The 26,516-nt window shown below is 37.7% G+C and carries 22 protein-coding genes; 6 read left to right on the forward strand and 16 right to left on the reverse strand.

Annotation, left to right across the window (positions count from 1 at the left end; translation table 11 throughout):
• Positions 1-13: 13 nt before the first annotated feature.
• The gene (locus ACQ334_RS05160; protein WP_430987100.1) at positions 14-892 is read right to left on the reverse strand and encodes a bestrophin family protein; all 879 of its coding nucleotides are present in this window, start codon (positions 890-892) and stop codon (positions 14-16) included.
• Between the two features lie 65 nt (positions 893-957).
• Between ACQ334_RS05160 and ACQ334_RS05165 the strand changes: the two genes are divergently transcribed.
• Complete coding sequence (locus tag ACQ334_RS05165) at positions 958-1,740, forward strand: zinc-dependent peptidase (protein ID WP_430987101.1); 783 nt, start codon at positions 958-960, stop codon at positions 1,738-1,740.
• A 104-nt stretch (positions 1,741-1,844) separates the two neighbouring features.
• On the opposite strand, the gene ACQ334_RS05170 is transcribed toward ACQ334_RS05165, so the two are convergent.
• The 3 genes from ACQ334_RS05170 to ACQ334_RS05180 all read right to left on the reverse strand — a co-directional run bounded on the left by ACQ334_RS05170 (position 1,845) and on the right by ACQ334_RS05180 (position 6,358).
• The gene (locus ACQ334_RS05170) at positions 1,845-2,381 is read right to left on the reverse strand and encodes a YceI family protein (RefSeq protein ID WP_430987102.1); all 537 of its coding nucleotides are present in this window, start codon (positions 2,379-2,381) and stop codon (positions 1,845-1,847) included.
• Positions 2,382-2,909: 528 nt separating this feature from the next.
• Complete coding sequence (locus tag ACQ334_RS05175; protein ID WP_430987103.1) at positions 2,910-3,293, reverse strand: hypothetical protein; 384 nt, start codon at positions 3,291-3,293, stop codon at positions 2,910-2,912.
• 791 nt (positions 3,294-4,084) lie between these two features.
• On the reverse strand, positions 4,085-6,358 hold the full coding sequence (locus ACQ334_RS05180; protein ID WP_430987104.1) for an aconitate hydratase: 2,274 nt from the start codon (positions 6,356-6,358) through the stop codon (positions 4,085-4,087).
• Between the two features lie 176 nt (positions 6,359-6,534).
• Here ACQ334_RS05180 and ACQ334_RS05185 point away from each other — a divergent pair, with 176 nt between their 5' ends.
• From ACQ334_RS05185 to ACQ334_RS05195, 3 genes are read left to right on the forward strand one after another with little or no spacing between them, the layout of a single operon-like run.
• Entirely contained in the window at positions 6,535-6,756 is a 222-nt protein-coding gene (locus ACQ334_RS05185) for a PspC domain-containing protein (protein WP_430987105.1), read from the forward strand.
• 43 nt (positions 6,757-6,799) lie between these two features.
• Complete coding sequence (locus ACQ334_RS05190) at positions 6,800-7,798, forward strand: helix-turn-helix transcriptional regulator (protein ID WP_430987106.1); 999 nt, start codon at positions 6,800-6,802, stop codon at positions 7,796-7,798.
• Between the two features lie 30 nt (positions 7,799-7,828).
• Entirely contained in the window at positions 7,829-8,812 is a 984-nt protein-coding gene (locus ACQ334_RS05195; protein WP_430987107.1) for a helix-turn-helix transcriptional regulator, read from the forward strand.
• Between the two features lie 208 nt (positions 8,813-9,020).
• Here the strand turns inward: ACQ334_RS05195 and kdsA are convergent, their stop codons facing one another.
• The 7 genes from kdsA to ACQ334_RS05230 form a co-directional block, all read right to left on the reverse strand.
• On the reverse strand, positions 9,021-9,842 hold the full coding sequence (gene kdsA, locus ACQ334_RS05200; RefSeq protein WP_430987108.1) for a 3-deoxy-8-phosphooctulonate synthase: 822 nt from the start codon (positions 9,840-9,842) through the stop codon (positions 9,021-9,023).
• 134 nt (positions 9,843-9,976) lie between these two features.
• Positions 9,977-10,720, reverse strand: coding sequence for a LytR/AlgR family response regulator transcription factor (locus ACQ334_RS05205; RefSeq protein WP_430987109.1), 744 nt, complete (start codon positions 10,718-10,720; stop codon positions 9,977-9,979).
• 1 nt (position 10,721) lies between these two features.
• A complete protein-coding gene (locus ACQ334_RS05210; protein WP_430987110.1) occupies positions 10,722-13,802 on the reverse strand; it encodes a ligand-binding sensor domain-containing protein in 3,081 nt (1,026 codons plus the stop codon).
• Between the two features lie 31 nt (positions 13,803-13,833).
• Positions 13,834-16,221 (reverse strand): CocE/NonD family hydrolase, encoded by a 2,388-nt coding sequence (locus tag ACQ334_RS05215; RefSeq protein ID WP_430987111.1) that lies wholly within the window; start codon positions 16,219-16,221, stop codon positions 13,834-13,836.
• A 36-nt stretch (positions 16,222-16,257) separates the two neighbouring features.
• A complete protein-coding gene (locus tag ACQ334_RS05220) occupies positions 16,258-18,396 on the reverse strand; it encodes a prolyl oligopeptidase family serine peptidase (RefSeq protein WP_430987112.1) in 2,139 nt (712 codons plus the stop codon).
• Between the two features lie 44 nt (positions 18,397-18,440).
• Positions 18,441-19,214 (reverse strand): hypothetical protein, encoded by a 774-nt coding sequence (locus tag ACQ334_RS05225; protein ID WP_430987113.1) that lies wholly within the window; start codon positions 19,212-19,214, stop codon positions 18,441-18,443.
• 102 nt (positions 19,215-19,316) lie between these two features.
• On the reverse strand, positions 19,317-19,640 hold the full coding sequence (locus tag ACQ334_RS05230; RefSeq protein ID WP_430987114.1) for a hypothetical protein: 324 nt from the start codon (positions 19,638-19,640) through the stop codon (positions 19,317-19,319).
• Positions 19,641-19,820: 180 nt separating this feature from the next.
• On the opposite strand from ACQ334_RS05230, the gene ACQ334_RS05235 reads away from it, so the two are divergent.
• The gene (locus ACQ334_RS05235) at positions 19,821-20,759 is read left to right on the forward strand and encodes an L-threonine 3-dehydrogenase (protein WP_430987115.1); all 939 of its coding nucleotides are present in this window, start codon (positions 19,821-19,823) and stop codon (positions 20,757-20,759) included.
• A gap of 94 nt (positions 20,760-20,853) precedes the next feature.
• Positions 20,854-21,366 carry a hypothetical protein gene (locus tag ACQ334_RS05240; RefSeq protein ID WP_430987116.1) on the forward strand — a complete coding sequence of 171 codons (513 nt, stop codon included), beginning with the start codon at positions 20,854-20,856 and terminating at the stop codon, positions 21,364-21,366.
• Between the two features lie 80 nt (positions 21,367-21,446).
• Here the strand turns inward: ACQ334_RS05240 and ACQ334_RS05245 are convergent, their stop codons facing one another.
• From ACQ334_RS05245 to ACQ334_RS05265, 5 genes are read right to left on the reverse strand one after another with little or no spacing between them, the layout of a single operon-like run.
• The gene (locus ACQ334_RS05245; protein WP_430987117.1) at positions 21,447-22,088 is read right to left on the reverse strand and encodes a response regulator; all 642 of its coding nucleotides are present in this window, start codon (positions 22,086-22,088) and stop codon (positions 21,447-21,449) included.
• Between the two features lie 50 nt (positions 22,089-22,138).
• Positions 22,139-24,061: a tetratricopeptide repeat-containing sensor histidine kinase gene (locus ACQ334_RS05250; protein ID WP_430987118.1), complete on the reverse strand. Its 1,923-nt coding sequence runs from the start codon at positions 24,059-24,061 to the stop codon at positions 22,139-22,141.
• A gap of 5 nt (positions 24,062-24,066) precedes the next feature.
• Entirely contained in the window at positions 24,067-24,783 is a 717-nt protein-coding gene (dapB, locus tag ACQ334_RS05255) for a 4-hydroxy-tetrahydrodipicolinate reductase (RefSeq protein ID WP_430987119.1), read from the reverse strand.
• A gap of 42 nt (positions 24,784-24,825) precedes the next feature.
• Positions 24,826-25,476 (reverse strand): DUF5683 domain-containing protein, encoded by a 651-nt coding sequence (locus ACQ334_RS05260; protein WP_430987120.1) that lies wholly within the window; start codon positions 25,474-25,476, stop codon positions 24,826-24,828.
• Between the two features lie 42 nt (positions 25,477-25,518).
• A complete protein-coding gene (locus tag ACQ334_RS05265) occupies positions 25,519-26,430 on the reverse strand; it encodes a ParB/RepB/Spo0J family partition protein (RefSeq protein WP_430987121.1) in 912 nt (303 codons plus the stop codon).
• Positions 26,431-26,516: the final 86 nt, after the last annotated feature.

The raw sequence follows: 26,516 nt of genomic DNA on the forward strand, positions 1-26,516 counted from the left end.
GCAAAGATACGATTTACAACAGTTCGTCAACCTGTTTTTGAATGTTGGCACACATTTTATCCATAGGTAAATCATTACTGTCTGTACCAAAAGGGTCTTCTATTTCTTCTGCTATCAATTCTAAGCTGGCCAGTACATAAAAAATAAATCCCACAACCGGAATTACCAGGTAACCAAGATTAAAAACATAACCCCATGGCAAGGTCATTACGTAAAAGAAAATGAATTTTTTAATGAAGGCACTGTAGGAGATGGGGATAGGCGTATTTTTAATTCTTTCGCAGGCGCCGCAGGTTTCTGTAAAAGATTGCAGTTCGCTGTTGATAATAATAAGTTGCTCACCTTTTATCTTACCTGTTTCAAATAAGGTATTTGTTTTTTTAAATAATAATGCTGCCAGTTGATTGGGTAAATGTTTATCATGATCAATTTCCGCAAGCTCCGGGTGCAAGGCTTCATCCAGTTCCAGCCTGGTAGCTTCGCTGCGCAAATGATTTTTTAACGCCACTGCATATTGCGGAATAAAGCTTTTATAAAATGTTCTGCTTTGTATATCATTTTTGGGCAGCAGCGCATTCATTTTTAAAGCCAGGTTGCGGCTGTTATTTACCAATGCGCCCCATAGTTTACGGCCCTCCCACCAACGGTCGTAGGCGGTGTTGGTTCTGAACACTAACAATAAGGAAATTACAAACCCCAGCAGGCTGTGCATTACTACAATATTTTTTACTTTATTACTTTCCGTCCAGCGCCAGTAATTGATCTCGAAAAAAGCAACAATACCGGCATAAAAACAGATCAGTAATATCATCGGCCAAAGTTTTCTGAACGTATCCGATTTATGAATGCGAAAAATAAAACTCAGCCAGTCCTTGGGGTTGTATTGTATCATATTGAATTATTGATACACAAATGTAACCACAGTTAAGTAGTTTTACTTTCTTTATAAAATAATTAATGATGATTGGGATAGCAGTAATTGCAGCAGTTATTTTTCTTGGCGTTTACTTTAATAATTCTAAAAAGAAAGAAGCTGTTGATGAGAATAATATTTTAATTGATGAGGCGATACTGGAAAAGAATATTGCTTTTTTCAGAAAGCTGAATGCAACTGAAAAGCAGCAATTTGAAAATGAGGTACACGAGTTTTTAACCTATGTAAGAATTACCGGTGTTAATACGCCGGTTGAAGATTTGGACAGGATCTTTGTAGCAGCCAGTGCAGTGATACCCGTCTTTGCTTTTACCGGATGGAAATATTATAACCTTAGAGAAGTGTTGTTGTATTCAGATGCCATCAACCCGGAGTTTCAAACAGAAGGCGAGGGGAGAAATATTTTAGGTATGGTTGGCACAGGCTATATGGAGGGCAAAATGCTGTTATCAAAATTTGCACTGGAGCAAGGATTTAAAAATGAATCGGATAAAAATAATACCGCCATTCATGAGTTTGTGCACCTGATTGATAAAGCTGATGGAGATACTGACGGCATACCAAGCCAGCTATTAGCTAAGCAGTACAGCATTCCATGGCTGGATATGACTTACCAGCAGATGCAGGAAATACTAAAAGGGAAATCTGATATCAATCCTTATGGTGCCACCAACAAAGCAGAGTTTTTTGCAGTGGTATCAGAATATTTTTTTGAAAGGCCCGACCTGTTGGAACAAAAGCATCCGGAATTATACAAACTGTTGCAGGAGATTTTTAAGCAAGACCCGAAGAGTCGTGAGGCGTGAATGGTGAGTCGTTAGCTGTAAATAGTGAGATGTGAGCAGTAGTGCAAATTATATCATCTGCAGAGTACCACTCACGTCTCACCATTCACGCCTCACGTGTTGTATTATTGTTGTTCTATCAATTGAATTTCAGCATGAATTTTTACTTCTTCACTTACCAATACACCACCGGTTTCAGTTGCTGCATTCCAGGTAAGGCCAAATTCTTTACGGTTAATTTTACCAGAGATAGTAAAACCTGCTTTTACATTACCCCATGGATCTTTAGCGATACCACCAAATTCAACCGCTAATTTTACTTGCTTGGTTACGTCTTTTATAGTTAAGTCGCCATAAAGGTCGTAAGAACCATCCTGGTCGATGTTTTCGTATTTTGTAGCGGCAAATTTTAAATGCGGATAAGTTTCAGCATCAAAGAAATCGGCACTTTTTAAATGTGCATCTCTTTGTTCGTTGCCTGTAGAAATAGAGGCAGTGTCTGCAGTAAAGCTGATGGTAGCTTTGGTAAAATCTTCACCGTCTGTTTCTGCATTTACGGTAAAAATGTTGAAGCTGCCGGTTACATTAGTGATCATTAAGTGTTTAACCTTAAACTGTATTTCACTGTGGGTAGGGTCCACAACCCATTTTTTTGTTGCCATTTTGTTTGATTTAGAATGCTAAGTTACATAATTAATGTTTAAACATCAAATATTTTGAGATTAATTTTTTGTTAATGGATTTCCAGGGTGGGTCACCCCCAAAAGGGTGGCTCACCCGGCGTATAGAAAAGGTGGCGGCAAAAATAGCAGAGGGGATTGCCTCTATTGTTTTAAAGCCACATCGTGGCGGCATTTTGGTAACAAGATAAAGCATGTGATGTTCCCGGCTCCATCGGAGCGAAATTTTTTTATTTGCGGCTTCGGTGAAAATGTCGCCCCGACGAGGCTTTGGTTCTTGTATAAATAAACTTTTTCACCAAAATGCCGCCTCGCTGAGGCTGCCTGAGCGATATTGCCAGATGGAGAGGAGTATGTAATAAACCATTGAACGAGCTATTTACGGTGGTAAAAAATACTTTACACAAGTCAGATTGTCGTTGAGAAAAGTCGTAAAAAAAGATAAAATTTATTTGTTTATACACGGTTCATTTTAGCAACCGTTTCGGCATAATTGTTTTTGCTGATTGTTTAATCGAGACTTTTTTGAGTGTAGGTCACTGTATCATTTTTTAACTCAACAAATAAATACCAATGTAGGTATTCCCCATCTTTTTCGGATGTTCTAAATTGCATTGCCTTACCGGCATAAAAACTCTCTTCCTTAATAAATGGCTCCCCTAAATTTTCCAGCAGCTCTTTTTTTGATTTTCCAATGAATATTTTGTTATTAACAATGTCGTCTAACATTTTAAATCTTGCATTCTCATTGGCTTTCCATTCTTTTGAGTTAAACTTACTGTTTTTTGGCTGTGTGCATCCCGATAAAAGAACCGTAAAAGTTAATGACGCGATAAGAAATTTAAAAATGCCGGGAATAAATTTCGATATTTTATAAGTGAAAAAGTTCTTCATTAATTTTAATTTAAGTCGCACTTTTGTTAGTGGCATCGCCTATTATTTGGATGCAATTAAGTTTCTGTTTTTTAGCAGTTGTTGTATGATTATAAATAGAGCATATAACCAAACGAACAAGTTTATTACCACACTAATTATAACTATTATCATCGCATTTAATCCTTCTCGGTTAATACTTTGAGGCCCTAAACTTGTCGAACCTGGTGAGTCATAAACCGGGTCAACTGAAAAACCACTTAATGGCAGATCGTTAATAACAAAAGCATAAATAACTGAAAGTGGTACAAATACCAACGCATAAGGAAAAAGTGTATTAATAATTTTCTGTTTCTTGGTAAGGCATCGTTGTAAAAATTTCCCTAAAAGGAATGTCAGCCCTATAACAAAAAAAACATCGTATCGGATAGTAAATGTCAAAGTAGACGGGTTGTTTTATGAAGATAAACAAATAACGGGTTGTCGCATAAAAACTTGCCGCTAACTGCACATTTATGTTAATCATTGCAATGCAGGTAAATGCATTAGTATTGACCATCCATATTTTGATCTTATACATTTTGTATTTATTGCTTCGTAAATGCAATCTAAGAAAATATATAATTTGTATACCATTAAATTACTTCACTTGCTCAATCAAAATGCTGCCAGGGTGGGTCACTCCAAAAGGGTGGCTCACCCCGTTCGTGTAATGGGATTTTTTATGGGTGAGCCACTCTTTAAGGAGTGACCCACCCATAAAAAATCCCGGCCTTTAAAAGCCGGGATTCCAAAATGTTTATTTGAGCAACTTAATTATTCGCTGCAAATTCTCTCCTGATAATATTCAGCGCACCACCGGCTTTAAACCATTCAATCTGTTGCTGATTGTAAGTATGGTTTACCTGTATGGTTTCGTTGCTGCCATCGGCATGGTTCAATACTACCTGTAAAGATTTGTTCGGTTCAAAAGCTAATAAGCCTTCAATATCGATAGTATCGTCTTCTAAAATTTTATCGTAGTCGGCTTTGTTGGCAAAAGTTAATGCCAGCATACCTTGTTTTTTCAAATTGGTTTCATGAATACGGGCAAAAGATTTTACCAGTACGGCACGTACACCTAAATGACGTGGCTCCATAGCCGCATGCTCACGTGAAGAACCTTCTCCATAATTTTCATCACCTACTACAATTGTACCCACACCCGCAGCTTTGTAAGCTCTTTGTGTAGCAGGTACTGGTCCGTATTCACCTGTGAGTTGATTTTTTACACTATCAGTTTTTTCATTGAAGAAATTCAATGCACCGATCAGCATGTTGTTGCTGATATTATCTAAGTGTCCACGGAATTTTAACCATGGTCCTGCCATGCTGATATGATCCGTAGTACATTTTCCCTTTGCTTTGATCAATAGCTTCAAACCATTCAGATCAGTGCCTTCCCATGCAGGAAAAGGATCTAATAATTGTAAACGTTTGCTATCCGGTGCTACTTTTACCACAACATTGCTGCCATCTTCTGCAGGTTTTTGGTAACCGGCATCTTCTACAGCAAAACCTTTTGGCGGTAACTCATTACCGGTTGGCGGGTCCAGTTTTACCTGTTCGCCTTTATTGTTGGTTAAGGTATCTGTTAAGGGATTAAAATCTAAAGTACCGGCAATAGCCATTGCAGTTACCAGTTCAGGAGAACCTACAAATGCAAAAGTATTAGGGTTGCCATCGGCACGTTTTGCAAAATTCCTGTTGAAAGAATGTACGATGGTATTTTTTTCTGCCTTCTCTGCACCAACCCTTGCCCACATACCAATGCATGGTCCGCAGGCGTTGGCAAATACGTTAGCCCCAATTTTATCAAACACACCTAAAAAACCATCTCTTTCAATAGTATAACGGATCTGTTCGCTGCCCGGGTTAATATTAAATTCCGCTTTTAAGGTTAAACCTTTATCAGTTACCTGTTGTGCTAAACTAACTGCACGGCTGATATCTTCGTAAGAAGAATTGGTACAACTACCAATTAAACCCACTTCAATTTTTGTTGGCCATCCGTTAGCTGCAGCAGCTGCTTTCATCTGAGAAATAGGCGTAGCTAAATCGGGAGTGAATGGCCCGTTCAAATGTGGTTCTAAAGTAGTCAGGTCAATTTCAATTACCTGGTCAAAATAAGCTTCAGGATTAGCATACACTTCAGGATCTCCGGTTAAATGTGCCGCTATAGCATCAGCAGCAGCAGCAATTTCCTCACGGCCGGTAGCTTTTAAATAGCGGCTCATGCTTTCATCATAACCAAAAGTAGAAGTGGTGGCACCAATTTCGGCTCCCATATTACAAATGGTGCCTTTACCTGTACAACTCATACTGGTAGCGCCTTCACCAAAATATTCCACCACAGCGCCGGTTCCACCTTTTACGGTAAGAATGCCGGCCACTTTTAAAATAACATCTTTAGGAGCCGTCCAGCCATTTAATTTGCCGGTTAATTTTACACCGATCAGTTTCGGCATTTTCAATTCCCATGGCAAACCTGCCATTACATCGCAGGCATCTGCACCACCCACACCAATAGCAATCATACCCAGGCCACCTGCATTTACGGTATGGCTATCTGTACCAATCATCATACCACCGGGAAAAGCATAATTTTCCAATACCACCTGGTGAATGATGCCGGCACCGGGTTTCCAGAAACCAATACCGTATTTATTACTCACACTGGCTAAAAAATCAAATACTTCACTGCTTTCTGTTACAGCCCTGCTTAAATCTGTTTTGCTGTTTACCTTGGCTTCAATCAAATGATCGCAATGTGCGGTGCTGGGCACGGCAACCTTGGTACGTCCGCTTTGCATAAACTGCAATAAAGCCATCTGTGCGGTGGCATCCTGCATGGCCACACGGTCCGGGGCAAAATCCACATAATCCTTTCCTCTTGCGTAAGCCTTGCTGGCACTGCCTTCGGTAAGATGGGCATAGAGAATTTTTTCAGTTAATGTCAAGGGTTTACCTGTTGCTTTTCGTGCTGCATCAATTCTGGTTGCAAAACTGGCGTACACTTTTTTAATCATTTCAATGTCGAAAGCCATAGTACAATTTTAAATTTTAGATTTATGATTTTAGATTTATGATCGGCGTTACGAAGGCTTTTTGCTGCATTAAATGAGCCTGCAGCACTAAAAATCGTATGTTTTGCAAATTTACTGAAACTCAGCCACTATTTAAAGTGCTTGTTTATAGAAAAAAATGTGCTTAAATTAGCAGTATGAACAGGTTCAGGTACTTTATTGAATGGCATGTGTTTGGTGTATGTACCGCCATTGGCGAAAAAATGGGCATTGCAACTTCAACAATTCGTAAATATTTTATCTACATCTCTTTTCTTACCATGGGGTCGCCGGTAGTTGTTTACTTTTTTGTTGCATTCTGGATGAACATAAAAAGGTATATCCTTAACGCCAGGAGGAACCCATTGCGCTATCTGTAATAAAATTTTTAATCTGCCCTTTAACCTTATAATCATTTCTTCAATGATTGTGCTCAATATCAATCATATTAATTACAGGCAATTACTGCAGGATCTTTCAACCGCATTGCAAATCCCTTATCAACAGCAGGACTTTTTAACATTATCAGCTCCGTCAGGAGAGGGCGTTATAAAAACCATCAGTTTATTTGATGAGTTGCAGGTGTTATTGGTAGATGCTTGTTTTAATGAACGGATGATCACCATAAGGGAGCGATCCGACAACAGGTATTTTATTCTGCACTTCGATGATGTGTTTATAAAAGATACCGCCACATTAAAAGTGGATGATGAGCAATTGCAAAAATCAAATACCCGCCACTCTGTTGCCAGGCTTACCAGTAATATTTTTGTGAATACCGAAGAGCTGCCGGCGAACCTGCACATTAAATCTGTAAAAGTATTATTTAATGAAAAGTGGTTGAAGAAATATATGGATATGGATGCCAATGACGATGTGTTGCAGCGTTACCTCTCTCTTAAAACAGAAAGTTTTGATATTGAGCAACTGGATGCAGAATACCTGAGGCTGATGGATGAATTATGGACAGTGCAAAAAGACGATCCTTTACAAAATATTTTTTTGCAGAACAGGGTAACCTTATTGATAGAACGTTTTTTTACCCGCCTTTATAGTAAAACCAATTTACTGGAAGGGAAGTTTAATCTTTCTTCTGAAGTGATCAACGGTTTGATAAAAGTAGAACATGAACTGGTAAATGATTTTAGCAAACTGCCACCTACTATTGATGAGTTTTCAAAACTGATTTCGATGAGCAGTACCAAGCTGAAGAAAAGTTTTAAAAGCATGTACGGCGACAGTATTTATTCTTATTATCAAAAGCAACGCCTGCAAAAAGCCAATGAATTATTGCTCACCGGAAAATATTCCGTTAAGCAAGCGGCACAAGCTGTGGGGTATACCAATGTGGCTAATTTTACACTGGCATTTAAAAAACAATTTAATAAAGCTCCCGAAAATAGTCTTGAAGAGAATGCGTAATTTTATACTGCCATAATCATCAATACAGCCTTGTTTAAATTTTCATATCAATATTGTAACCATACCGATTACCTGCGTGACCTGGCTAAATTTGCCGGCGTACCCATGGTGAATAATACCCTGTTTTTACCCTCTTCTTTAGGAAATGGTTATATAAAAGTGGCCGAGCTTGCCAATGGCCTGCAGGTATTAATTAATGAATGTGTGATAAATGAAGATGTATCTTTTTTCCGGCATCCTGCAGTTGACGAATCTTATACCTTGCGCTTTGATGAAGTAAAAAATTTAAAAAAATTAAGCTTACGTATTGATGAGGACCAGTTATATGAAGATGAAGAAATTCATTCGGGCGCTTTTTTAACCAACTCACTTTCTGATATTTCTTATACTGCCACAGCAGGCACTGAAGACCGTTGCATTAATATTTTTTTTACAGCAGATTGGTTGCAGGCTCATACGGGCATCAGCGCAACAGACGAAGTATTTAAACAATACCTGTCTTTAAAAACGGCGACTTTTAATTTTGAAGTATTGAATTTTGAATACCGGGCATTGATGGAAGAAGTTTTTGAAATTGACGACAGCCATCCCATGCAGAAAGTAATGTTGCAGAACAGGGTGATGTTGTTGCTGGAAAAATTTTTCAGAAGCCTGTACAGTAAACTGGGGCACCATAACACCACTAAAAATTTAATTAACGACGTCTCCATAAAGCAGATGATGAAAGTGGAATCTATATTGGTGAGTAATCTTTCTGCGCCGCCGCCTACCATACCGGTGCTTGCACGTACCGCAATGATGAGTGAAACCAAACTGAAAAATTTGTTTAAAACGGTGTACGGCTTAAACCTTTACGAGTATTACCAAAAAAACCGCATGCTTAAGGCAAGGCAGTTATTACGTTCAAAAAAGTACTCTGTAAAAGAAGCCGGCATGGCATTGGGTTTTAAAAACCTTAGCAATTTTACCATTGCGTATAAAAAAGAATTCAACAGTTTGCCCAGCGAAATCTAAGTATTAGAATTAGTTTTTATGCCTTTTGCGGTCATCATCGTGTCGGATTTACACAAACTAATGCAAATTGTAGCATTATTTTTGTAATACGTAACGAAAGCCCCGTTTTAAGATCTGAATAACTTAAGTAGCTGGTTTGCAATTCCTGTTATACAGCAGTTATCCATCCTATATTATTGAGCCTTTGGTTTTCCAGAGGTTTTTTTATTTAAAGTACAGCCTGCCTGAGTTTTACCAGTTTTTCCAGTAAAGGTTCCAACAGGTCTAATTTCAGCATATTGGCACCATCGCTTTTAGCAACGGCAGGGTTGGGGTGGGTTTCAATAAACAAACCATCAGCGCCGGTTGCAATAGCTGCTTTGGCAATAGTCTCAATTAATTCGGGATTGCCACCGGTTACACCGCCACTTTGATTAGGCTGTTGCAGCGAATGCGTGCAATCCATAATTACGGGCACTTTAATTTCTTTCATCCAGGTAATATTGCGGTAGTCAACCACCAGATCCTGGTAGCCAAAAGTATTGCCCCTTTCTATCAACCCTACTTTTGTATTGCCGGTATTATTTATTTTTTCTACTGCAAACTTCATCGATGGGCCATTTAAAAACTGCCCTTTTTTTACATTTACAATTTTGCCGGTTTCTCCTGCTGCAATCAACAGATCTGTTTGCCTGCACAAAAAAGCAGGGATCTGTAAAATATCTACATAGTTAGCCGCCATAGCTGCTTCGCCTGCAGTATGTATGTCTGATGTTGTAGGCAGCTGAAATTTTTCGCCCAGTTTTTTTACCAGTTGCAAAGCTTCTTCATCGCCAATACCGGTAAAAGAGTTGGCGCTGGTGCGGTTGGCTTTTTTGTAAGACGATTTAAAGATGTAAGGAATACCTAGTCTTTTGCAAATACCGCTCACTTTTTCTGCTACTTCATTTATCAGGTCTTCACTCTCCACCACACAGGGGCCTGCAATAAGAAAGAAATTGTTTTTATCGTACTGTTGTTTGCTGAAAAGTTCTCCTAAATATTTTTCCATAGTGCAAATATAAGATTTGCACACGGATGGGACGGGTTGAGCGGATGAACACGGATTTTTTATGCTGCAAAGCAGAATAAACCGGATCATTCATTTATTGCACAAGGTGCGATAAATAATCCGTGTTCCCCAAACTAATAGCCAATGGCTTTAAGAAATTCATCTTTTTTTCTCCTGGAAACATCTACATAAGTACCGTTTTGTAATTCTATCTGTCCACCATCACCTTTAATGTAGCGTTTAATATAATTCAGGTTAATGAGGTGGGAGTGATGGGTACGAAAAAAAATATCTGCCGGCAATAAATCTTCAAATTCTTTTAAGGTTTTAGATGCAGTGATTTTTGTTTTGTTGATGAGGTGGATGTAAGTATAGTTACTGTTGGCTTCCAAATGTATAATGTCGTTGATATCATAAAACAATAAACCCTCTAAAGTGGGTATAGCCAGTTTATGCAATTGTTTTTTGGGAAGCTGCATATTCTGTTGCAGCAGTTCCACCTGTTTTTTAGTTTCTTTATTTTCGGTGTTGTTTAATTTTTCTACCGCTGTTTTCAATTCTTCAATATCAATGGGCTTTAATAAATAATCAAAAGCCGCATATTTAATGGCCCTGATTGCATATTGGTCATAGGCAGTGGTAAAAATGATGTGGAAATTTTTTTCGGTTAATTCGTTCAGCATTTCAAAGCCATTCATTCTCGGCATCTCAATATCTAAAAAAATTAATTGCGGTTTATAATGTTGTATCAGCAGTAAAGCTTCCTGGCCGTTGGCCGCTTCAGCCATAATTTTTATCTGAGGGCAATAAGCCAGTAATTTTTCTCTTAATGCTAATCTTCCTTTAGCCTCGTCGTCAATAATTATAGCATTGATCATTTCAGATAATATTTAAGTTGACAATCACTTTTGTACCGGTTGCTTTTTCATTATTGTACAGGTCAATTACCTGTACAGAAGCAGTCTCTTCTTTGTTAAATAATTTTATTCTGTCGTAACTCATTTGCATGCCATAGTGCGATTCTTTATTCTGCATAATTTTTCCGGCTGCATTTCTTCCCACACCATTATCGGTAACGGTGTATTGTATTGTATCGTTTACTCTTTTTATATCAACAGTGAGGATACCGTCATTCTCGTATTTGTTTTTTATGCCGTGTAAAATGGCATTTTCTACAAAAGGTTGTATTATAAGCGGCGGCACTTTATAATCGTTATTCAAAATTTCTTCATCAAAAGTAAGTGTTGTCTTAAATTTATTTTCATTCCGCAATTCTTCCAGTTCAATGTATAATTTTAATGTTTCAATATCCTTGGTAACGGGTACAGTATTTTCTTTACTGCTGTCTAAAATATTGCGAAGTAGTTTTGCAAATTTATTAAGGTATAGTGTGGCATTATATTTATCGTTACTGTGAATAAAAGCATCAATACTATTAATGCAGTTAAACATAAAGTGCGGATTCATCTGTGCTTTTAATGCAGCCATTTCTGTTTCTATTATTTTTTGTTTGGCCTCAGCTTTATAGCGTATACTTTTAAATCTTTGCCTGAGTAATAGAAAAATAACAGTTGCGATTACGATAGCCGATAAAAGATAAAACCACCATGTTTGATACCATGGTGGCACAATGGTGATATTTATTGCTGCAGCATTTTTGCTCCATACATAATTTGTATTGGCACTTCTCACCCTGAAAGTATAATGGCCCGGTTTTAATTGCGTGTAGCTGATAAAATTCCTGGTGCCATTTTTTACCCAGCCTGTATCTACACCACTCAACCAGTATTCGTAAATTATATTTTCGCTTTGAGAAAAATTGGGTGATTGAAATTCGAAACTGATGAAATTTTTAGAATAAGGTAACGAGATATTACGAAGATAGGGAAAAGCAGTATCTGATTGTAATGGGATATTCATCACATTGATATTGGTAATGAGCGGGGCAGGAGAAAAGCTGTTAGGTGCAGAAGATTCAGGGTTTATCATATTGAGCCCGTTAATTCCACCGAACCATATTTTTCCCGATTTATCTTTAAAGCACGAAGCCGTATTGAATTCCATTCCCTGCAGTCCGTCATCTTCTGTAAAGTTTTTGCAAATGCCGGCCTTGTAATCAATCATTGTAAGACCAGCGTTTGAACTTACCCAAATGTGGTTATAATTGTCTTTTACTACGGCGTAAATATAATTGTTAGCAAGGCCATTATCTGTATTCCACGATTTTATGATTTGCATTGTAGCTGCCGAAGCTTGAATCAAACCATCGTCTGTAGCAATCCATATATAAGGACTGTCTAAATAAAAATACCTGGAAGTGCCCGATAGTTTTTCAAGCTGCGGAAAAAAAGTAAATACACCACTAATGTAGTTATACTTTACAAGGCATTGTGCTTCGGTAGACATGTATATATCACCTCCTGTTGCTTCTTTCATATACCTGACCCTGAACTCATATTTGTCGTGACCGAGTATCTTATCCTTATCGTTACATTTTTCCCATTTGTGATTTTCTATATTAAAGATATTTAGTCCGCCTTTATAACCACCTACGAGTAATTTATTTTTATCTTTTAATTTGATCACAGAACATAATTCTGTGGTTTGCTTGTCGGTTGAATCAGAATAGAAGATGAATTTTTTGTCTTTTTTATTAAAGCTGTACAAACCTCCTGATGTAGCTACCCAAAGCCGGTCATTCTCTCCGGTAACTATATCATAAATATTTTTATTGCCTCTTTGATATTCAAATACAGGAGGAAGATAGTATTCACTGCTATTGGTTTTTATATTTTTGTGTAGCAGTCCGCCTGTTAATGTGCCCATGTAAAAGTCTTCATCATTTTCTGAAAAAATGCTCAGCAACATATTGTCTGGCACCAGCTTTAATGCATCAGGTTCATTTCTCCACAATCCAAACTGTATTTTTTGCAAATCATATTTTGCAACGCCACCACCACTTAATCCTATCCAGGTAATTTTTTGAAGGTTGGTATAAAAGCTGAGAATAAACTGCGACTTTAATGAATTTAAAGTTCCCAATGCGCCTGCGTTTTCAAATGACTTTTCTGTTAAGTTTATTTTTATAAGTCCGTCGCTGCGGCTGCCAATCCAAACAGTGTTGGTATCGCTTTGATGAATAAGATTGGGTTCTGTTAAATAATGTTTGCCTTTAAATTCAGTTGCAAAATAATTTGCTGCATAAGTGTTGCCTGCCTCAGGATGCAGTATAATTATTTTGGAAGTATTTAGAATAAGCCATGGGTTTTTATTTATAAAGGCAAAGTCTATAATTTCTTCTTTAATCTGTAATAATTGTTTTTGTATTTTAATTGGTGTAAAAGTGGCATTGCGGTGGCTGTAGATATTTTTATTAGTGCTTACCCAAATATCGCCTGCGTTGTTGCTTAGCGTAGTAATATTTTGGGGAGCACCTCCCTGCCATTTTAAATTTACCATGGCTTTAAGTGATTTACTGTAACAAAAAATGCCATCATTTCTTGTTTGTATCCAGATACAATTGCTGCTGTCTTCAGTAATTTTTAGTGTCCATAATCCTGCTGGTATTGCAAAACCCTCATAAATATTAGCTGGCAAAATAAATTTGCCAGTGTAGCGATTGTATATCACAATATTATTTGTAGTGCCTACCCAAAGCCAATCTTTTTTATCTGCATGTAACGCTGTGATCATTTTAGAAAACGTCGCCTGTCCATTTTCCTTTAAAGCCGCATCATCAATAAATGGTGTGATGTAAGTGAAATTTTTGCCGTCAAACCTGTTGATACCATCCTGCGTACCAAACCACATAAAGCCATCTTTTGTTTGCGTTATGCTGTATACACTGTTTTGCGAAAGGCCCTGTGTGGAGGAATAGGATTGGAAGTAAAGGTTTTGTGAAAAGCAAAATCCGGATAAATAAATAAGCAATACAATTGTTATCAGGATCTTACTTCTCATTCTTAAAAATATATTTTTTGTGCTTTAAAAGCTAGTTGGTTGTATAAGGTACCACTATCTTACTGGCAAACTTATTTCCCATCAGTATAGTAGCTTCAATTATTCTTGGGTTTGTGGTTGTTTCTTTACTTACTTCGCCTCCAAAACCAAAATTTTTTTCTGCCCATGGGTTGTTGCTGCTTTGAAATATGAATCTCAGTTTGCTGCCTTTACTTACTTTTTTGATGTACAAAAAAATGTCATCAAAATTCAATACCACTATTTCGCCAGGTTTTGCTAATTGAGGTTTTTCGTCACCATTTCTGTAGCGTACTCTTATTATTCCAGAGGCCAGACTTCTGTCTTTACCATCAGCAGCAACCTCCTCTACCGCCATTTCAAAATCTGCGTCAGGTACATTTAGTGTTGCATAAATCCGGCTGATTATTTTATCAGTTATTACAATGTCTTGTTCCAATGGCCGGCTTTCAAAAACCAGGTTGTAAGGAGAAGTCATGTAAAGTGAATCATCATAAGGTTTTGAAGGCGAAAAAAGAAACGCAGAATCTAATGCCATTGCAATATCATGTTTGTATTTTATGGTGTTAGTGCCAACAGGTTTTTTATCATCCAGCAGGTGCAAATCTTTACGTTTTGCATTGGGTACAATTGCCGGTGAGAGAAATAACTCAAGCGAATCGGTGGTTATTTTTTTTAAGGCCGAAGTTCCTTTCCAGGTGTTATTGCCAGTTTCAAAATAGGTAATCTTATCTTTAAGAAATGCAGGTTTTGTTTTTCCTTTCAACACCCAGTCAAACCACCAGATCACATATTTATAAATAGGCACCTGCGCTTCTTTCTCTATATCAACCCCACCTTGAATATTGCCAGGCTGCCATTGGGCACCACCATGATCGTAAGGGCCAATTAATAAGTAATGGTTATCTTTTGCTTTTGCAGACCCATATTTTTGATGCTGGTTATAGTAGTACAAGGCACCAACCTGGTCAGCATCATAATAACCTGTGATTGAAAGAATAGGAATATCAATAGCTTCGTAATCTTTTTTTGCAGGCAGTATGTTTTGCCAGTAACTATCAAAATCAGGATGGCTGAGCCATTTTTGAAAAACAGGATTGGGCATGCCAATTACAGAATCTAATTTAGCAAAAGGAATTCTGTTTTTGTATAATTCGTAATTTTTATCGTTCCAGAATTGCCAGTCGTCGAATAATGCCTGGTTTAATTCTTTACCACTTACAAATGTTGCCCATTGTAAAATGTAAGGATAAAACTGGTTGCCCCTGCGGGGGAAATCAACACCAAAGCCCACAGAAACCATAGGGTTAATAGCTTTTAATGCCGGGTGTTTATATTGTTTTCTTATGGTCTGCCATTGGTCGAAGCCAAGGTAAGAGCCTCCGGTAGTGGCAACTTTGCCATTGCACCAGGGTTGTTTACTTACCCAGTCAATAATATCATAATAATCTTTTGCATCGTGTTCGTAAGGCATAAATATGCCTTCGCTTGCCCTGCGGCCACGGGTATCTACATACACGTATACATAACCGTTAGTGGCAAATACATTTCCATTCCGGGCTTCGTTGCCAGATGGATATGGGCTTAACGAAATAATTGCAGGCAACTGTTCCGTATTTACTTCATTTTTATACAGGTAGGCATTTAGTTTTATGCCATCTCTCATGGGTATTGCTATGGTTTCTTCTTTTACCCTTGCCGAAGAAATGGCGTATAGTGCCTGTTCAAATACGGGCTGATAATTTTTAAGGCGGTAATACGATTGAAACTGAGTAACCGTTGTATAAGCAGTGCTATAATTCATTTTGCCATTGGTACTTTTTATAGATTGATCCAGTATACGGGTAAGATTTTTCCAGGCAATCGGTGCAGCAGTTAAAGTAAAACTTCCTTTCTGCTGATTAATGATATCGTTTTTAAAATCGGGATTAAGGCTGTTATACTGTTCTTTCAAAGATTTTAAAAACACCTCTTTAAATGCTGCGCTTCCATCATCTGCATGCAAAAGACAAGCATTGCTGTATGCAATGGTGCTTAGCCGGAAGGGAATTGAATAGACTGGAGTAGGCCTTAATGACCGGGCTTTAATAATTGCATCAATAGCCTGCTGGTTGTTGCCAAAAAAAGAGTTAAGGGCAGCTGTAGCATCAAGAAAAAAATACAGTTGGGTACTGTCTGAAATAGTATACTTATCCCCGGCAGTAATTTGCCATTTTAATAATTCGGCAGCCATTTTTTTAACTACAGTATTCAGTTGTTCCGAATCGTTGTAATTAAAATCTGCAGGTAAAGTATAACTGAAACCATCAAAAAAGTCAAGTGGTAATTCAGGTTTGGTTTGGCAAAAAATATTGTAATGGCTACATGCAATTGTTATTAACAACAGTAAAATCTTTTTCATTTGTAATAGTAATTTTTTGTTTTAGAAAAGGATTTATTATTTTATGTAGCCTGTTTGTTCTAATATAAAGGCCCATTTCTTTGCTTCTTTTCTAAATGCTGCAAATTTATCTTCGCTGTCTCCATGTCCTGCATTATAATCTACCTGTAATAAAATGGGTTTATCCGAAGTATTTGCCTGTTGAACTGCTGCAGCAAATTTTGCCGGTTGCCAGCTTATTACACGGGGATCGTTCCATCCGGTAGTGATCAGCATGGCCGGGTATTTTGTTCCTGCCTGTACATGCAATGTAGCATCCATTTCCATCAGTGCAAAAAATTCGTTGATGTTTTTGACGGTGCCAAATTCCGGTGTGTTAACCGGGCCATTGGGCGCAAATTCCTGCCTCACCATACTCAGGCAGCCTACCTGAGGAATAGCGCATGCCCATAAATCGGGTCGTTCGGTAATAGCTCTGCCAATTAAAATACCTCCTGCACTTCCGCCTTCGCAGGCAAGGTGAGCAGGTGATGTGTATCCTTTGCTTATAAGGTATTCTGCGGTGCTGTTTAAATCTTTCCAGGTATTTGGCTTGCTTTGTTTATAACCGCTAAGGTGCCAGTTTTCTCCTTTTTCACCACCACCACGTACATGGGCAACCGCAATTACAATACCTTTATGAGCCAGCAAAAGAAAGTCAGGATTAAACCCTGCACTGGAGCTGATACCATAAGCGCCATAGCTGTACACATAAGCCGTATTTTCTCCATTCAGTTTCACATCTTTTTTATGAATTACCGAAACAGGTACCAGTACACCATCATGACCGGCAATCTCTATTTCATCCACCACCACTTCATCTGTGTATGGAAATTTTGGGTTAGTACGAAAGGAAAATATTTTTTCTTTTGCAAATGGCTTATCCAGGTTACTATAAGAAAAGGTAATGGGTGTTGTCCATCCGCTACGTACAAGGTGCACATCATCATTGCGTTTATTGAACGGTGTTATATACAACAGGTTTGTATTTTCAACGAAAGGTATTTTCGAAAATTTGTTAGTACGCATATCCACAGTATAATGAAATAACTGTACACCATTTTTCATATAAGGAACAATCAGGAAGTTTTTTGATTGAGTTAAGCCATTGCCCATTTCTAGTGGAATATCTTTTTCCGGAGCTATTAATTTTGCTTTTGCTACATCAGGATTGGCCATATCCATAAAAAGTATTTTGCCATTGGGCGCATTTTTTTTACTCACCATAAAAAGCTTATTGCCGCTGGCATTTACAGTGGTGATCTCATCTTGTATGCTGATGACCTTTTTCCATGGAGCGCCGCTGTTTATTTTACGATAATAAATATCGGGATACGGCGATACGCTGGAAGCAAATACACATTCATAATTACAATCCTTATCTAACCAGGCAGGGGATAGTTGCATGGTGTTGTCCATCGAATATAATTCAGGGTTTAATTTATAAGAAAGAAAAATCTCATCCTGTAAAGTGTCGGTACCAAGTTTGTGCACCTTGTATACCCTGTCTTTATCCTCAACCATTGCATGAACATCCCAGGTGGGTTGCTGCATGTAATACACGTTGCCTTCACCGGGGGCATAACCTGCATACCTGCCAGGCAAACTATCAATCAAAAATTTGCCTGTAGTAATATTGTAGAATTTTGTAACGGCCGTTATTTCTTTGCCGCCCTCACCTGCAGTAATGGCAATAAATTTTTCGTAAGGGTCTATTTCGTAATCACTGAACATATAATTACTGCCCCAGCGTGTATTATCCGCCAATAATTCTTCTTTACCACTTTCTCCATTGCGTTTATACATTTTTGGTTTGGCATCACCTACTTTAAGGTTAAAATAAAATAAGGTATTGCCTACTTGTCTCACTTTTCCAATTTTATCAGGCTGTATAGAATCCAGTTTTAAAAAATCTTTATACAATTCATCTGTCATGGGCAATTTATCCATGATACTGCTGGTGTAATCATTCTGTGCTTTAAACCAGTTTTTAGTTTCGTCACTTTTTAAATCTTCCATCCAGCGGTAGGAATCTTTTATAGTTACGTTGTGCCAGGTATCGCTGCTGTCAACAGTTTTGGTAAAGGGGTATTTGTATTGCGCTGTACAAAGAGAATATATGCATACTGTTACAATGATAATTATTGTTTTTTTCATCTTCTTTATTTGTTAAGATTAAATCAGGTTTATTATATAATTTACTAACGTGGCTGTTGCCTTAAGGTAACAATAATAGATTTAGCTTTATCATTCCAAGAAGCAGGTATTTCAGGTGTGTTTTCGGATAAGGTTATTGAATTGCCGGTTCTTCCAACCATGTCAAATAGTTCAACATAATAACCATTTCCAATTTTTAACGAACTGATGGTATCAGGCCTTACACCCAATACTTTGCCAAATGAACCCCAGCGGCCGCCTGTTCTTATATCGGGTTCATACGGAAGGTCGTATTCGCCTGCAGCCAGGTGTTGCGACCTTGCTTTTGCAAAAAGGGGTAAAGTACTATCCGATTCTTTATTGTAATGCCAGTCTTCATAAATCATTGCACCTATTAAATTATTCTCGGTGTTTTGTGTAGTCACTATATCTCCAAATGCTGAGTCAACATTTATGGAAATTGCAACCCTGAATTCAATTTCATTTTCATCATTATCTTTCATATAGATAGTATGTATGCCCTTACTATTAATATCAAATTCTTTTTCAGTCATTGCATAGCCGTTTCCAAATCTTAATCCTCCATCATATTCAATAGATTCAAGTTTCAATTTAAATTTGTCGGTAAGCGCAAGGGGCTTTGTCTGATAAGCAACAAATGCGCCACGCCAAATACTTCCATCTGCTACGTTTTCAGGGGTGTTAATAATTGAGTAAAGGTTATTTTCATAATACAGCCTGAAACTGTATTCGCCATCTTCACCATCGCTACGTATTACTTTTACACTGTCTAAACTGAAATATGCTTTGTATGCCATTGTTATTTTTTTTAGTTATTTATAATAATCGGTTAAATATTTACTTTAAGAGTGGATGTGTTTTTACAGCGGGTGTTTTAATTTTAGTGTTGAAAATTTATTCTAAGGAATAATTTTTTCTTCTGTTATTTCACCCATTATAATCCAATCGCACCAATAGCAACCTGCTGTTTCGTCTCTTACAGTATTATTGCTGGCAGATATTTTAAATCTTGTTTCATTAACTGCATTAGGGTCGTTTTCAACACCGTAAGTAACGTAAGCGGTACTTGTTTCTTCTGTAGATACGGTTACAATAACCACAGGCCTTTCCTTAAATAAAAAAGGGGTGCTTATAAAACATTGTTTTGTAAAGGAAGCAGATTCCGGCTGTAGTTTTACCCGGCCGCTGGTAATTACCGTATTGCCTTTTTTAATAGTACTCATAATTATGTTTTTTATTGTTTTATAATGTTTACTTCAAAGAGAAAATATTATCAGCAGCATAGCAACCCCCATTGAGCCATTCCCATAATCCACTTAGCCCGTGGCAGAAATACTTTAACCCCTTACATTTGTATCCGGAAGCTCCTGCTTCCGGCAAATAAAAAAAGTAAAAAAATCAAAATGGTAAAAGAAAAAATATTAGTAATTGGCGCCAGCGGCCAGATAGGCGTGGAGCTTACACTTGCATTGCGTAAAATTTATGGCAACGCCAATGTGGTGGCCAGCGATTTAAGAGAGCAAAACCCTTTGTTGGAAGGTACGGGCCCATACGTAAGCCTGGATGTGATGAATAAAGAAATGCTGCATGTGCAGGTGATACGGCAGAATATTACGCAGATCTATTTGCTGGCAGCGATACTTTCTGCCACGGGTGAAAAAAATCCCAATCTTGCGTGGAGCCTGAATATGCAGAGCTTGTTAAACGTACTGGATATTGCCAGGGAAGAAAAATTAACTAAAGTATACTGGCCCAGCAGTATTGCTGTATTTGGCCCAACATCTCCCAAACAAAATTGTCCGCAGCAAACTATTATTGAACCTACCACAGTATATGGCATCAGTAAATACGCCGGCGAATTCTGGTGCAATTATTATTATCAACGTTTTGGTGTAGATGTAAGAAGTATGCGCTATCCCGGTTTAATTTCTTACAAATCTGCTCCGGGTGGGGGCACTACCGATTATGCAGTGGAAATTTTTCATGAGGCACTGGAAGAAAAAAAGTATGAATGTTTTTTAAACGAAGATACTTACCTGCCCATGATGTATATGCCCGATGCTATAAAAGCTACGATAGAGTTGATGGAAGCACCAGCAGAAAAAATCAATGTACGCACTTCGTATAATTTATCCGGTATGAGTTTTTCTCCAAAAGAAATTGCTGCCGAAATAAAAAAACATATACCTGAATTTGAAATCAGCTATAAGCCGGATTATCGACAGGCTATCGCTAACAGCTGGCCGCAAAGCATTGATGATTCAGTGGCAAGAAAAGACTGGGGATGGAAAGAAGATTATGACCTGCCGTTAATGGTTAAGGATATGCTGGAAAACCTGTAGTTATTTTATCAACAGAGTTTAACGTATCCTTTGCAAACAAAATTTTATGATTAGTTGTAACAGCCTAATTTTGTTCCTTAAAACAAAACGTATTATGAAAAAGATTTTTTTAGCTGTAGCAATTACAGCAATTTGTACAGGAGCTTTTGCTCAAAAAGAAAGTGACAGAAAATTTGGATTTAGTGTTGGGCCGGAAATCGGTTTTGCCGTTGGAAATTTTAGCAATACTCATTCTGTAGGCGTTGGCGCTACTATTCAGGGCGATTTTAATATTGCCACTTCAACCAATTTTACACTTACCACCGGTTACCTGTCTTATGCAGGCAAATCTGCAGGGTCTGGAATAAAATTTAAAGCAGCTGGTATTATTCCACTTAAGGCAGGTATCAAATACTTTCTTTCCCAAGGTTTTTATGGTGCTGCACAATTAGGTGCAGGATTTTTTAATAACGGGGGAGGAACAGCTTTAGCGTATACACCAATGCTGGGTTATGAATTCGATACTAAATCGGGTAAAGCTGTTGATGCAAGTCTTAAATATGATGGCTATTCAATAAATGGTTCCGGTTTAGGTTCTGTTGGTGTAAGATTAGCTTACAGGTTTTAAATATTTTTATAAGAACATAACATAAAATAAAAGCTGCAGATCCTGCAGCTTTTATTTTTATCAATTATACAAGATTATCATTAAATTAATTTGTGTTCGTAAGCATATTTGATCAATCCAATTACGCCGGATGTTTTTGTTTTTCTGAAAATATTTTTGCGATGTGTCTCTACAGTTCGTTCACTTAAAAAAAGGCTTTCGGCAATTTGCTTATTATTGAATTCTTTTTCAATCAGTTTAATGATCTCAATTTCTCTTGCAGTAAGATGTGCTTCGTCTGATTCTTTTTTCAATTCACTCGCCTTGGTCATCTCCTGCAATACTTCGTCGCTGAAATAAATGCCCCCTGCCGAAATTTTTTCCAGCGCCTGTATCAATTCTTTTTTACCAATATTTTTCAGCACATACCCCGCAATATCAGCATCATCAATCATCTGGTTTACCAGGTCGCCCTGGCCGCTCATGCTTAAAGCCAGTATTTTTATTTCAGGAAATTTGTTGTGAATAGCTTTGGAAAGATCGGCGCCATTTAAGCCCGGCATCATTACATCGGTTAAAACAATATCTACTTTTGTTTGTTCCAGCAATTGCAGCATTTGCATAGGCTGGGTACATTCCAATACCACTTTAAACTGATCGTATCCCAATAATAACGACTTTAATCCGTCAATTACTATCTGGTGATCATCAACAATCGCTAAAGCTATTTTTTGGTTTTTCAATATAAGCAGGTGGGTTTATTATTTGCAGGTAAGATAAATAAAAATACCAATTAAACAAGGGGTACATGTATGGCTACCAGCGTTCCATTACCCGGCGAACTGTCAAAATCCACCGTGCCTTTTAAAAAGCCGATCCTGCTGCTGATATTTTTTAATCCGATGCCTTCAAATTTTTCTTTATCCTTACTATTAAAACCTTTGCCATTATCTTCAATGGTTGCAGCAATACCGTCGGCATCTTTTATCAATGAAATGTCCAATGAATTAGCACCGGAATGTTTAATCACATTATTTACACATTCCTGTATTACCCGGTATAAAACAGTTTCTACATTGCCATCCAGCCTTTCGTTAAGGCCTTCGGTATATAGATTTATTTTTAATATGCGGCTGTCAATTTTGTCAATAAATTCTTTTACAGCACTTGCCAGCCCGCTTTTTAATAAGGCATTAGGCATCATCTGGTGACTAACACTTCTTATCTCTTTACAACTTTCATCTACCAGGCTGATTATTTTTTCAAAAGAATTTTTCTGCTGATCGTCCTTAAACGGGATATCATTTTCAAATGCAGATAAATTCATTTTGGCGGCACTCATCATCTGGCCCACGCCATCATGCAGGTCGGCAGCAATTCTTTTACGTTCATTCTCTTCGGCTACAATTACGGCCTTGGTAGCCATGTCCTGCTGCTTCATTACTTCGGCCTGTAATTGCAGTTTATTTTGCGCCTGTCTTTTTCTGTAAAATGTAAAGCCGGATAAAAGTAATAATACCAGCCCTGCCGCAGCTCCCCAAAGCAGAAAATTCTTTTTAATAAGCTCGGCCTGCTGTAGTTTTAATTGGGCTTCTTTTTTTTCTGATTGATACACAGTTTCAAGCTCTGCAATTTTATTTTCCGTTTGTTCATTTATAATACTGTCTTTTAAACTATAAGCACTGTTTAATGTATTCATTGCAGCGGTAGGGTCATTGCTTTGTTTATAAGCATCGCTCAAAAGAAATAATGCCTGGTATTTACCTTGCCTGTAACCGCTGCTATCGGCCAGTGCCACTGCATGCAGCAGGTTGTTTTTTGCATCACTATATTTTTTTTGCAGCAAAGAAAGATTACCCAGGTTAAGCCAGGTATCGGCCATTTGTTTTTTATTATCAAATGAAGAATCGATCAATAATGATTTTAAAAAATATTCTTTGGCTTCATCATAACGCTGGCTGTACATGTAACAGTTAGCCATATTATCAAAAAATTCCGATTGAAACATGCGCATGTCGGCAGTGCTGCATAAGTCAATACCTTGCTTATCTATTGCTAAAGCCTCCTTATATTTTTCCTGCATCCCATAAATATTTGCCAGGGTATGTAACACATTTACCTTTACCTTGGGCTCATTTATTTCATCTATATCAGGCAATGTTTCCTGCAATAATTTTTCGGCACGGGGCAGGTCATTTTTTAACTGGTACACCTGGCTCATCATTACTTTACTTTTAATAACACCAGACGCCATTTGCTTAGCTTCAAAAATTTTCACTGCTTTTAATCCGGCATCAATGGCATTATCATAGTTGCTGGTGTTATAGTTGTATACACCAATAGCTACCAGGCTGTATGCTAACAGCGAATCATTTTTTTTATTTTCAGCAATCACTTTTGCTTTTTTGGCATAATCGTTACTGAGCTCGTATTTTGCTTTTGCTATATTGGCGTAAGAAAGACATAGCAATGCTGTGCCTTCGCCATTTTCGTAATTATTTTCTTTGGCTAATTGAAGACTGCGGTTGGCTTCCTTTATTGCACTATCAGGATCAATTGCCCTTAACTGGTAGGCAATGCGGTTGTAAATATCAATTGTGGCTACAGGAGTTTTTGCTTTTGAAAGTTGCTGGTATAATTCACTTACACTTTGCGAAAAAGCAGTTGAAATAATCATGCAGCATAAAAAAAGAAATAAAGCAGTTCGTTTTTTCATTAAGGTTAGATATTTAAAACATCCTTCATTGTATAAATGCCTTTTTTACCGGCTAAAAATTCTGCAGCTAATACAGCACCGGTAGCAAAACCGGTACGGTTGTGTGCGGTGTGTATAATTTCTATATCATCAATTTCCGAACTGTATTTTATAGAATGGGTGCCGGGCGCCGGGTCAATTCTTTTGCTGATGATGGAAAGTTCGTTAGGATATTTCGCCGCTTCGTTAAGCCACTTTTTTTTGCGTGGAATATTTTCTAACACCTGTTCGGCAAGTGTGATGGCGGTACCACTTGGCGCATCTTTTTTTTGTGTATGATGGATCTCTTCCATGGTAATGGCATATTCCTCATGGTTGCTCATCAGTTGGGCTAACTTTTTATTCAGTTCAAAAAAAAGATTTACACCCACACTAAAATTGCTGGCGTATAATAATGCACCGTTTAATGTTTCGCATTTGTCTTTTATTATTTGCCATTGCTCTAACCAACCGGTGCTGCCGCTTACAACAGGTATGCCGGCATCAAGGCATTTGGAAATATTTTCTACAGCGCTATGTGGGCCGGTAAATTCTATAGCTACATCACACTGCTGTAAATTTGCTGCGGTAAAGCTATCAATAGTATTAATATCAATTTTTAAATCGGTGGTATGGCCTCTTTGTAAAGCGATCTCTTCAATAGCTTTGCCCATTTTGCCATAGCCTATCAATGCAATTTTCATTTTCGGTAAAAGTGTTTTTAAACAATATAAAGTTGAAGATAATTATTTTGCGTGAGTCTTACCGATATTGAGTACCAGGCTTATGCCATTGGTATTGGCCATGGGGCTGTAGCCTGGCTTTATCAGCAGGGTAAGGTCATCACTTACATCAAAGGTTTTAAGATGGGCATCAACTGCTGCATCCACCACATTCAATCCCCAAAAGGCAATAAAAAATAATACCGAGTAATCTACATTTTGCCGTACGCTGTTTCTGAAGCTCTTGATACGGTCGGGAGAACTGAGCACACTATGGTAAGGTTCGGGAATTAAATAATCGTTGGAAGTATCATTGTCAATTGCGTTTTTATAAGCCGCATTAGCGGCTTTAAATTGTTTTATATTTCTGCGAAAAATATAAGCGGTAGTCCCTAATGCACCCCATACAATCGGCATCTTCCAGTATTTTTTATTGGTAGCCTGGCCCCAGCCGGGTATTATTGCAGAACGCAGAATAGCAACCCTTGGGTTATAGGGTTTGGAAGTATCAATAGAAAAAATATTTACCTTTTCTTTTTTAGGCTTTATCTTTTGTACAGTTTTTTTTGTTGTACTATCCGTTTTTTTTAATGTACTATCTGCTTTTTGTGCAAACAAATTATTATTGGCCAAACAAATAAAAAATAAAAATACTATTGATTTGCAAAAAGACATTTAAAGTATTGAAGTGTTTAAAGCCCCTTTTAGGGGTTGGGGTTAACTAACCGTAATTTTAAACTTATCTAACAAAGCATTTAATTCTTCCAGGGAATAATATTCAAATAAAACTGAACCATAACCTTTTTTGTTGTGTACCAATTTTACTTTGGTATTAAAGTTAGATGCTAAATTATCTTCAATCTTTTTAAAAGCCGGAGGTAATTCTGATTTTACGGCAACTTTAACAGCATGCGGTGTATAGATCTGTCTAACCAGGTCTTCCGTTTGCCTTACTGATAAACTGCGTTTTTTTATTTCGTTGAAGATGTACAATTGTTTATCCACCACATCTACATTTATCAACGCTCTTGCATGCCCCATGGTGATGGCGCCACTACGTACTGCGATCTGGATATCGGGGGGGAGTTTTAATAACCTGATATAATTGGTAACGGTACTGCGGTCTTTACCCATGCGTTCGGCCACCTGCTCCTGTGTATAATCCAGTTCATCCATCAGGCGCTTATAACTCAATGCAATTTCAATAGCATTAAGGTTTTCTCTTTGCAGATTTTCCAGCAAAGACAATTCTAACAACTGCACATCATTAGCCTGCCTTACATAAACCGGCACATCTTTTAAGCCTGCAATTTTAGAGGCTCTGAATCTTCTTTCACCGGCGATCAACCTGTACTTACCATTAGGCAATTTACTTACCGTTAATGGCTGAATGATATCATGCAGTTTTAAAGAAGCCGCTAATTCACTTAATGCTACTTCATCAAAATCTTTACGTGGCTGTTTGGGGTTTACTTCAATCTGGTCTAATGCCACACGAAAAGAAGTGGTGGTTTGTTCTACTACCTCAGTTTTTAAACTACCAGCAGTATTTTTTAAATCAGAATCAATATTCTGCAGCAAACTACGTATGCCTTTTCCTAATGCGTCTTTTTTATTGGGTTGTGTCATAATTTCTCTCTTATTTTTTCAGTTACGGGTTATTTTGGTTTCGGGTTACGGGTTAATTTATCGTTTGCGAAGGGATTAACTGCCAT

The sequence above is a fragment of the Ferruginibacter sp. SUN106 genome (genome assembly GCF_050611765.1).
Taxonomy (GTDB): domain Bacteria; phylum Bacteroidota; class Bacteroidia; order Chitinophagales; family Chitinophagaceae; genus Ferruginibacter.

Bases quoted from the DNA above. Each gene is read 5' to 3' on its own strand.
- ACQ334_RS05160 (WP_430987100.1), bottom strand. From the start codon at position 892: ATGATACAATACAACCCCAAGGACTGGCTGAGTTTTATTTTTCGCATT.
- ACQ334_RS05165 (WP_430987101.1), top strand. From the start codon at position 958: ATGATGATTGGGATAGCAGTAATTGCAGCAGTTATTTTTCTTGGCGTT.
- ACQ334_RS05170 (WP_430987102.1), bottom strand. From the start codon at position 2,381: ATGGCAACAAAAAAATGGGTTGTGGACCCTACCCACAGTGAAATACAG.
- ACQ334_RS05175 (WP_430987103.1), bottom strand. From the start codon at position 3,293: ATGAAGAACTTTTTCACTTATAAAATATCGAAATTTATTCCCGGCATT.
- ACQ334_RS05180 (WP_430987104.1), bottom strand. From the start codon at position 6,358: ATGGCTTTCGACATTGAAATGATTAAAAAAGTGTACGCCAGTTTTGCA.
- ACQ334_RS05185 (WP_430987105.1), top strand. From the start codon at position 6,535: ATGAACAGGTTCAGGTACTTTATTGAATGGCATGTGTTTGGTGTATGT.
- ACQ334_RS05190 (WP_430987106.1), top strand. From the start codon at position 6,800: ATGATTGTGCTCAATATCAATCATATTAATTACAGGCAATTACTGCAG.
- kdsA (WP_430987108.1), bottom strand. From the start codon at position 9,842: ATGGAAAAATATTTAGGAGAACTTTTCAGCAAACAACAGTACGATAAA.
- ACQ334_RS05205 (WP_430987109.1), bottom strand. From the start codon at position 10,720: ATGATCAATGCTATAATTATTGACGACGAGGCTAAAGGAAGATTAGCA.
- ACQ334_RS05210 (WP_430987110.1), bottom strand. From the start codon at position 13,802: ATGAGAAGTAAGATCCTGATAACAATTGTATTGCTTATTTATTTATCC.
- ACQ334_RS05215 (WP_430987111.1), bottom strand. From the start codon at position 16,221: ATGAAAAAGATTTTACTGTTGTTAATAACAATTGCATGTAGCCATTAC.
- ACQ334_RS05220 (WP_430987112.1), bottom strand. From the start codon at position 18,396: ATGAAAAAAACAATAATTATCATTGTAACAGTATGCATATATTCTCTT.
- ACQ334_RS05225 (WP_430987113.1), bottom strand. From the start codon at position 19,214: ATGGCATACAAAGCATATTTCAGTTTAGACAGTGTAAAAGTAATACGT.
- ACQ334_RS05230 (WP_430987114.1), bottom strand. From the start codon at position 19,640: ATGAGTACTATTAAAAAAGGCAATACGGTAATTACCAGCGGCCGGGTA.
- ACQ334_RS05235 (WP_430987115.1), top strand. From the start codon at position 19,821: ATGGTAAAAGAAAAAATATTAGTAATTGGCGCCAGCGGCCAGATAGGC.
- ACQ334_RS05240 (WP_430987116.1), top strand. From the start codon at position 20,854: ATGAAAAAGATTTTTTTAGCTGTAGCAATTACAGCAATTTGTACAGGA.
- ACQ334_RS05250 (WP_430987118.1), bottom strand. From the start codon at position 24,061: ATGAAAAAACGAACTGCTTTATTTCTTTTTTTATGCTGCATGATTATT.
- dapB (WP_430987119.1), bottom strand. From the start codon at position 24,783: ATGAAAATTGCATTGATAGGCTATGGCAAAATGGGCAAAGCTATTGAA.
- ACQ334_RS05260 (WP_430987120.1), bottom strand. From the start codon at position 25,476: ATGTCTTTTTGCAAATCAATAGTATTTTTATTTTTTATTTGTTTGGCC.
- ACQ334_RS05265 (WP_430987121.1), bottom strand. From the start codon at position 26,430: ATGACACAACCCAATAAAAAAGACGCATTAGGAAAAGGCATACGTAGT.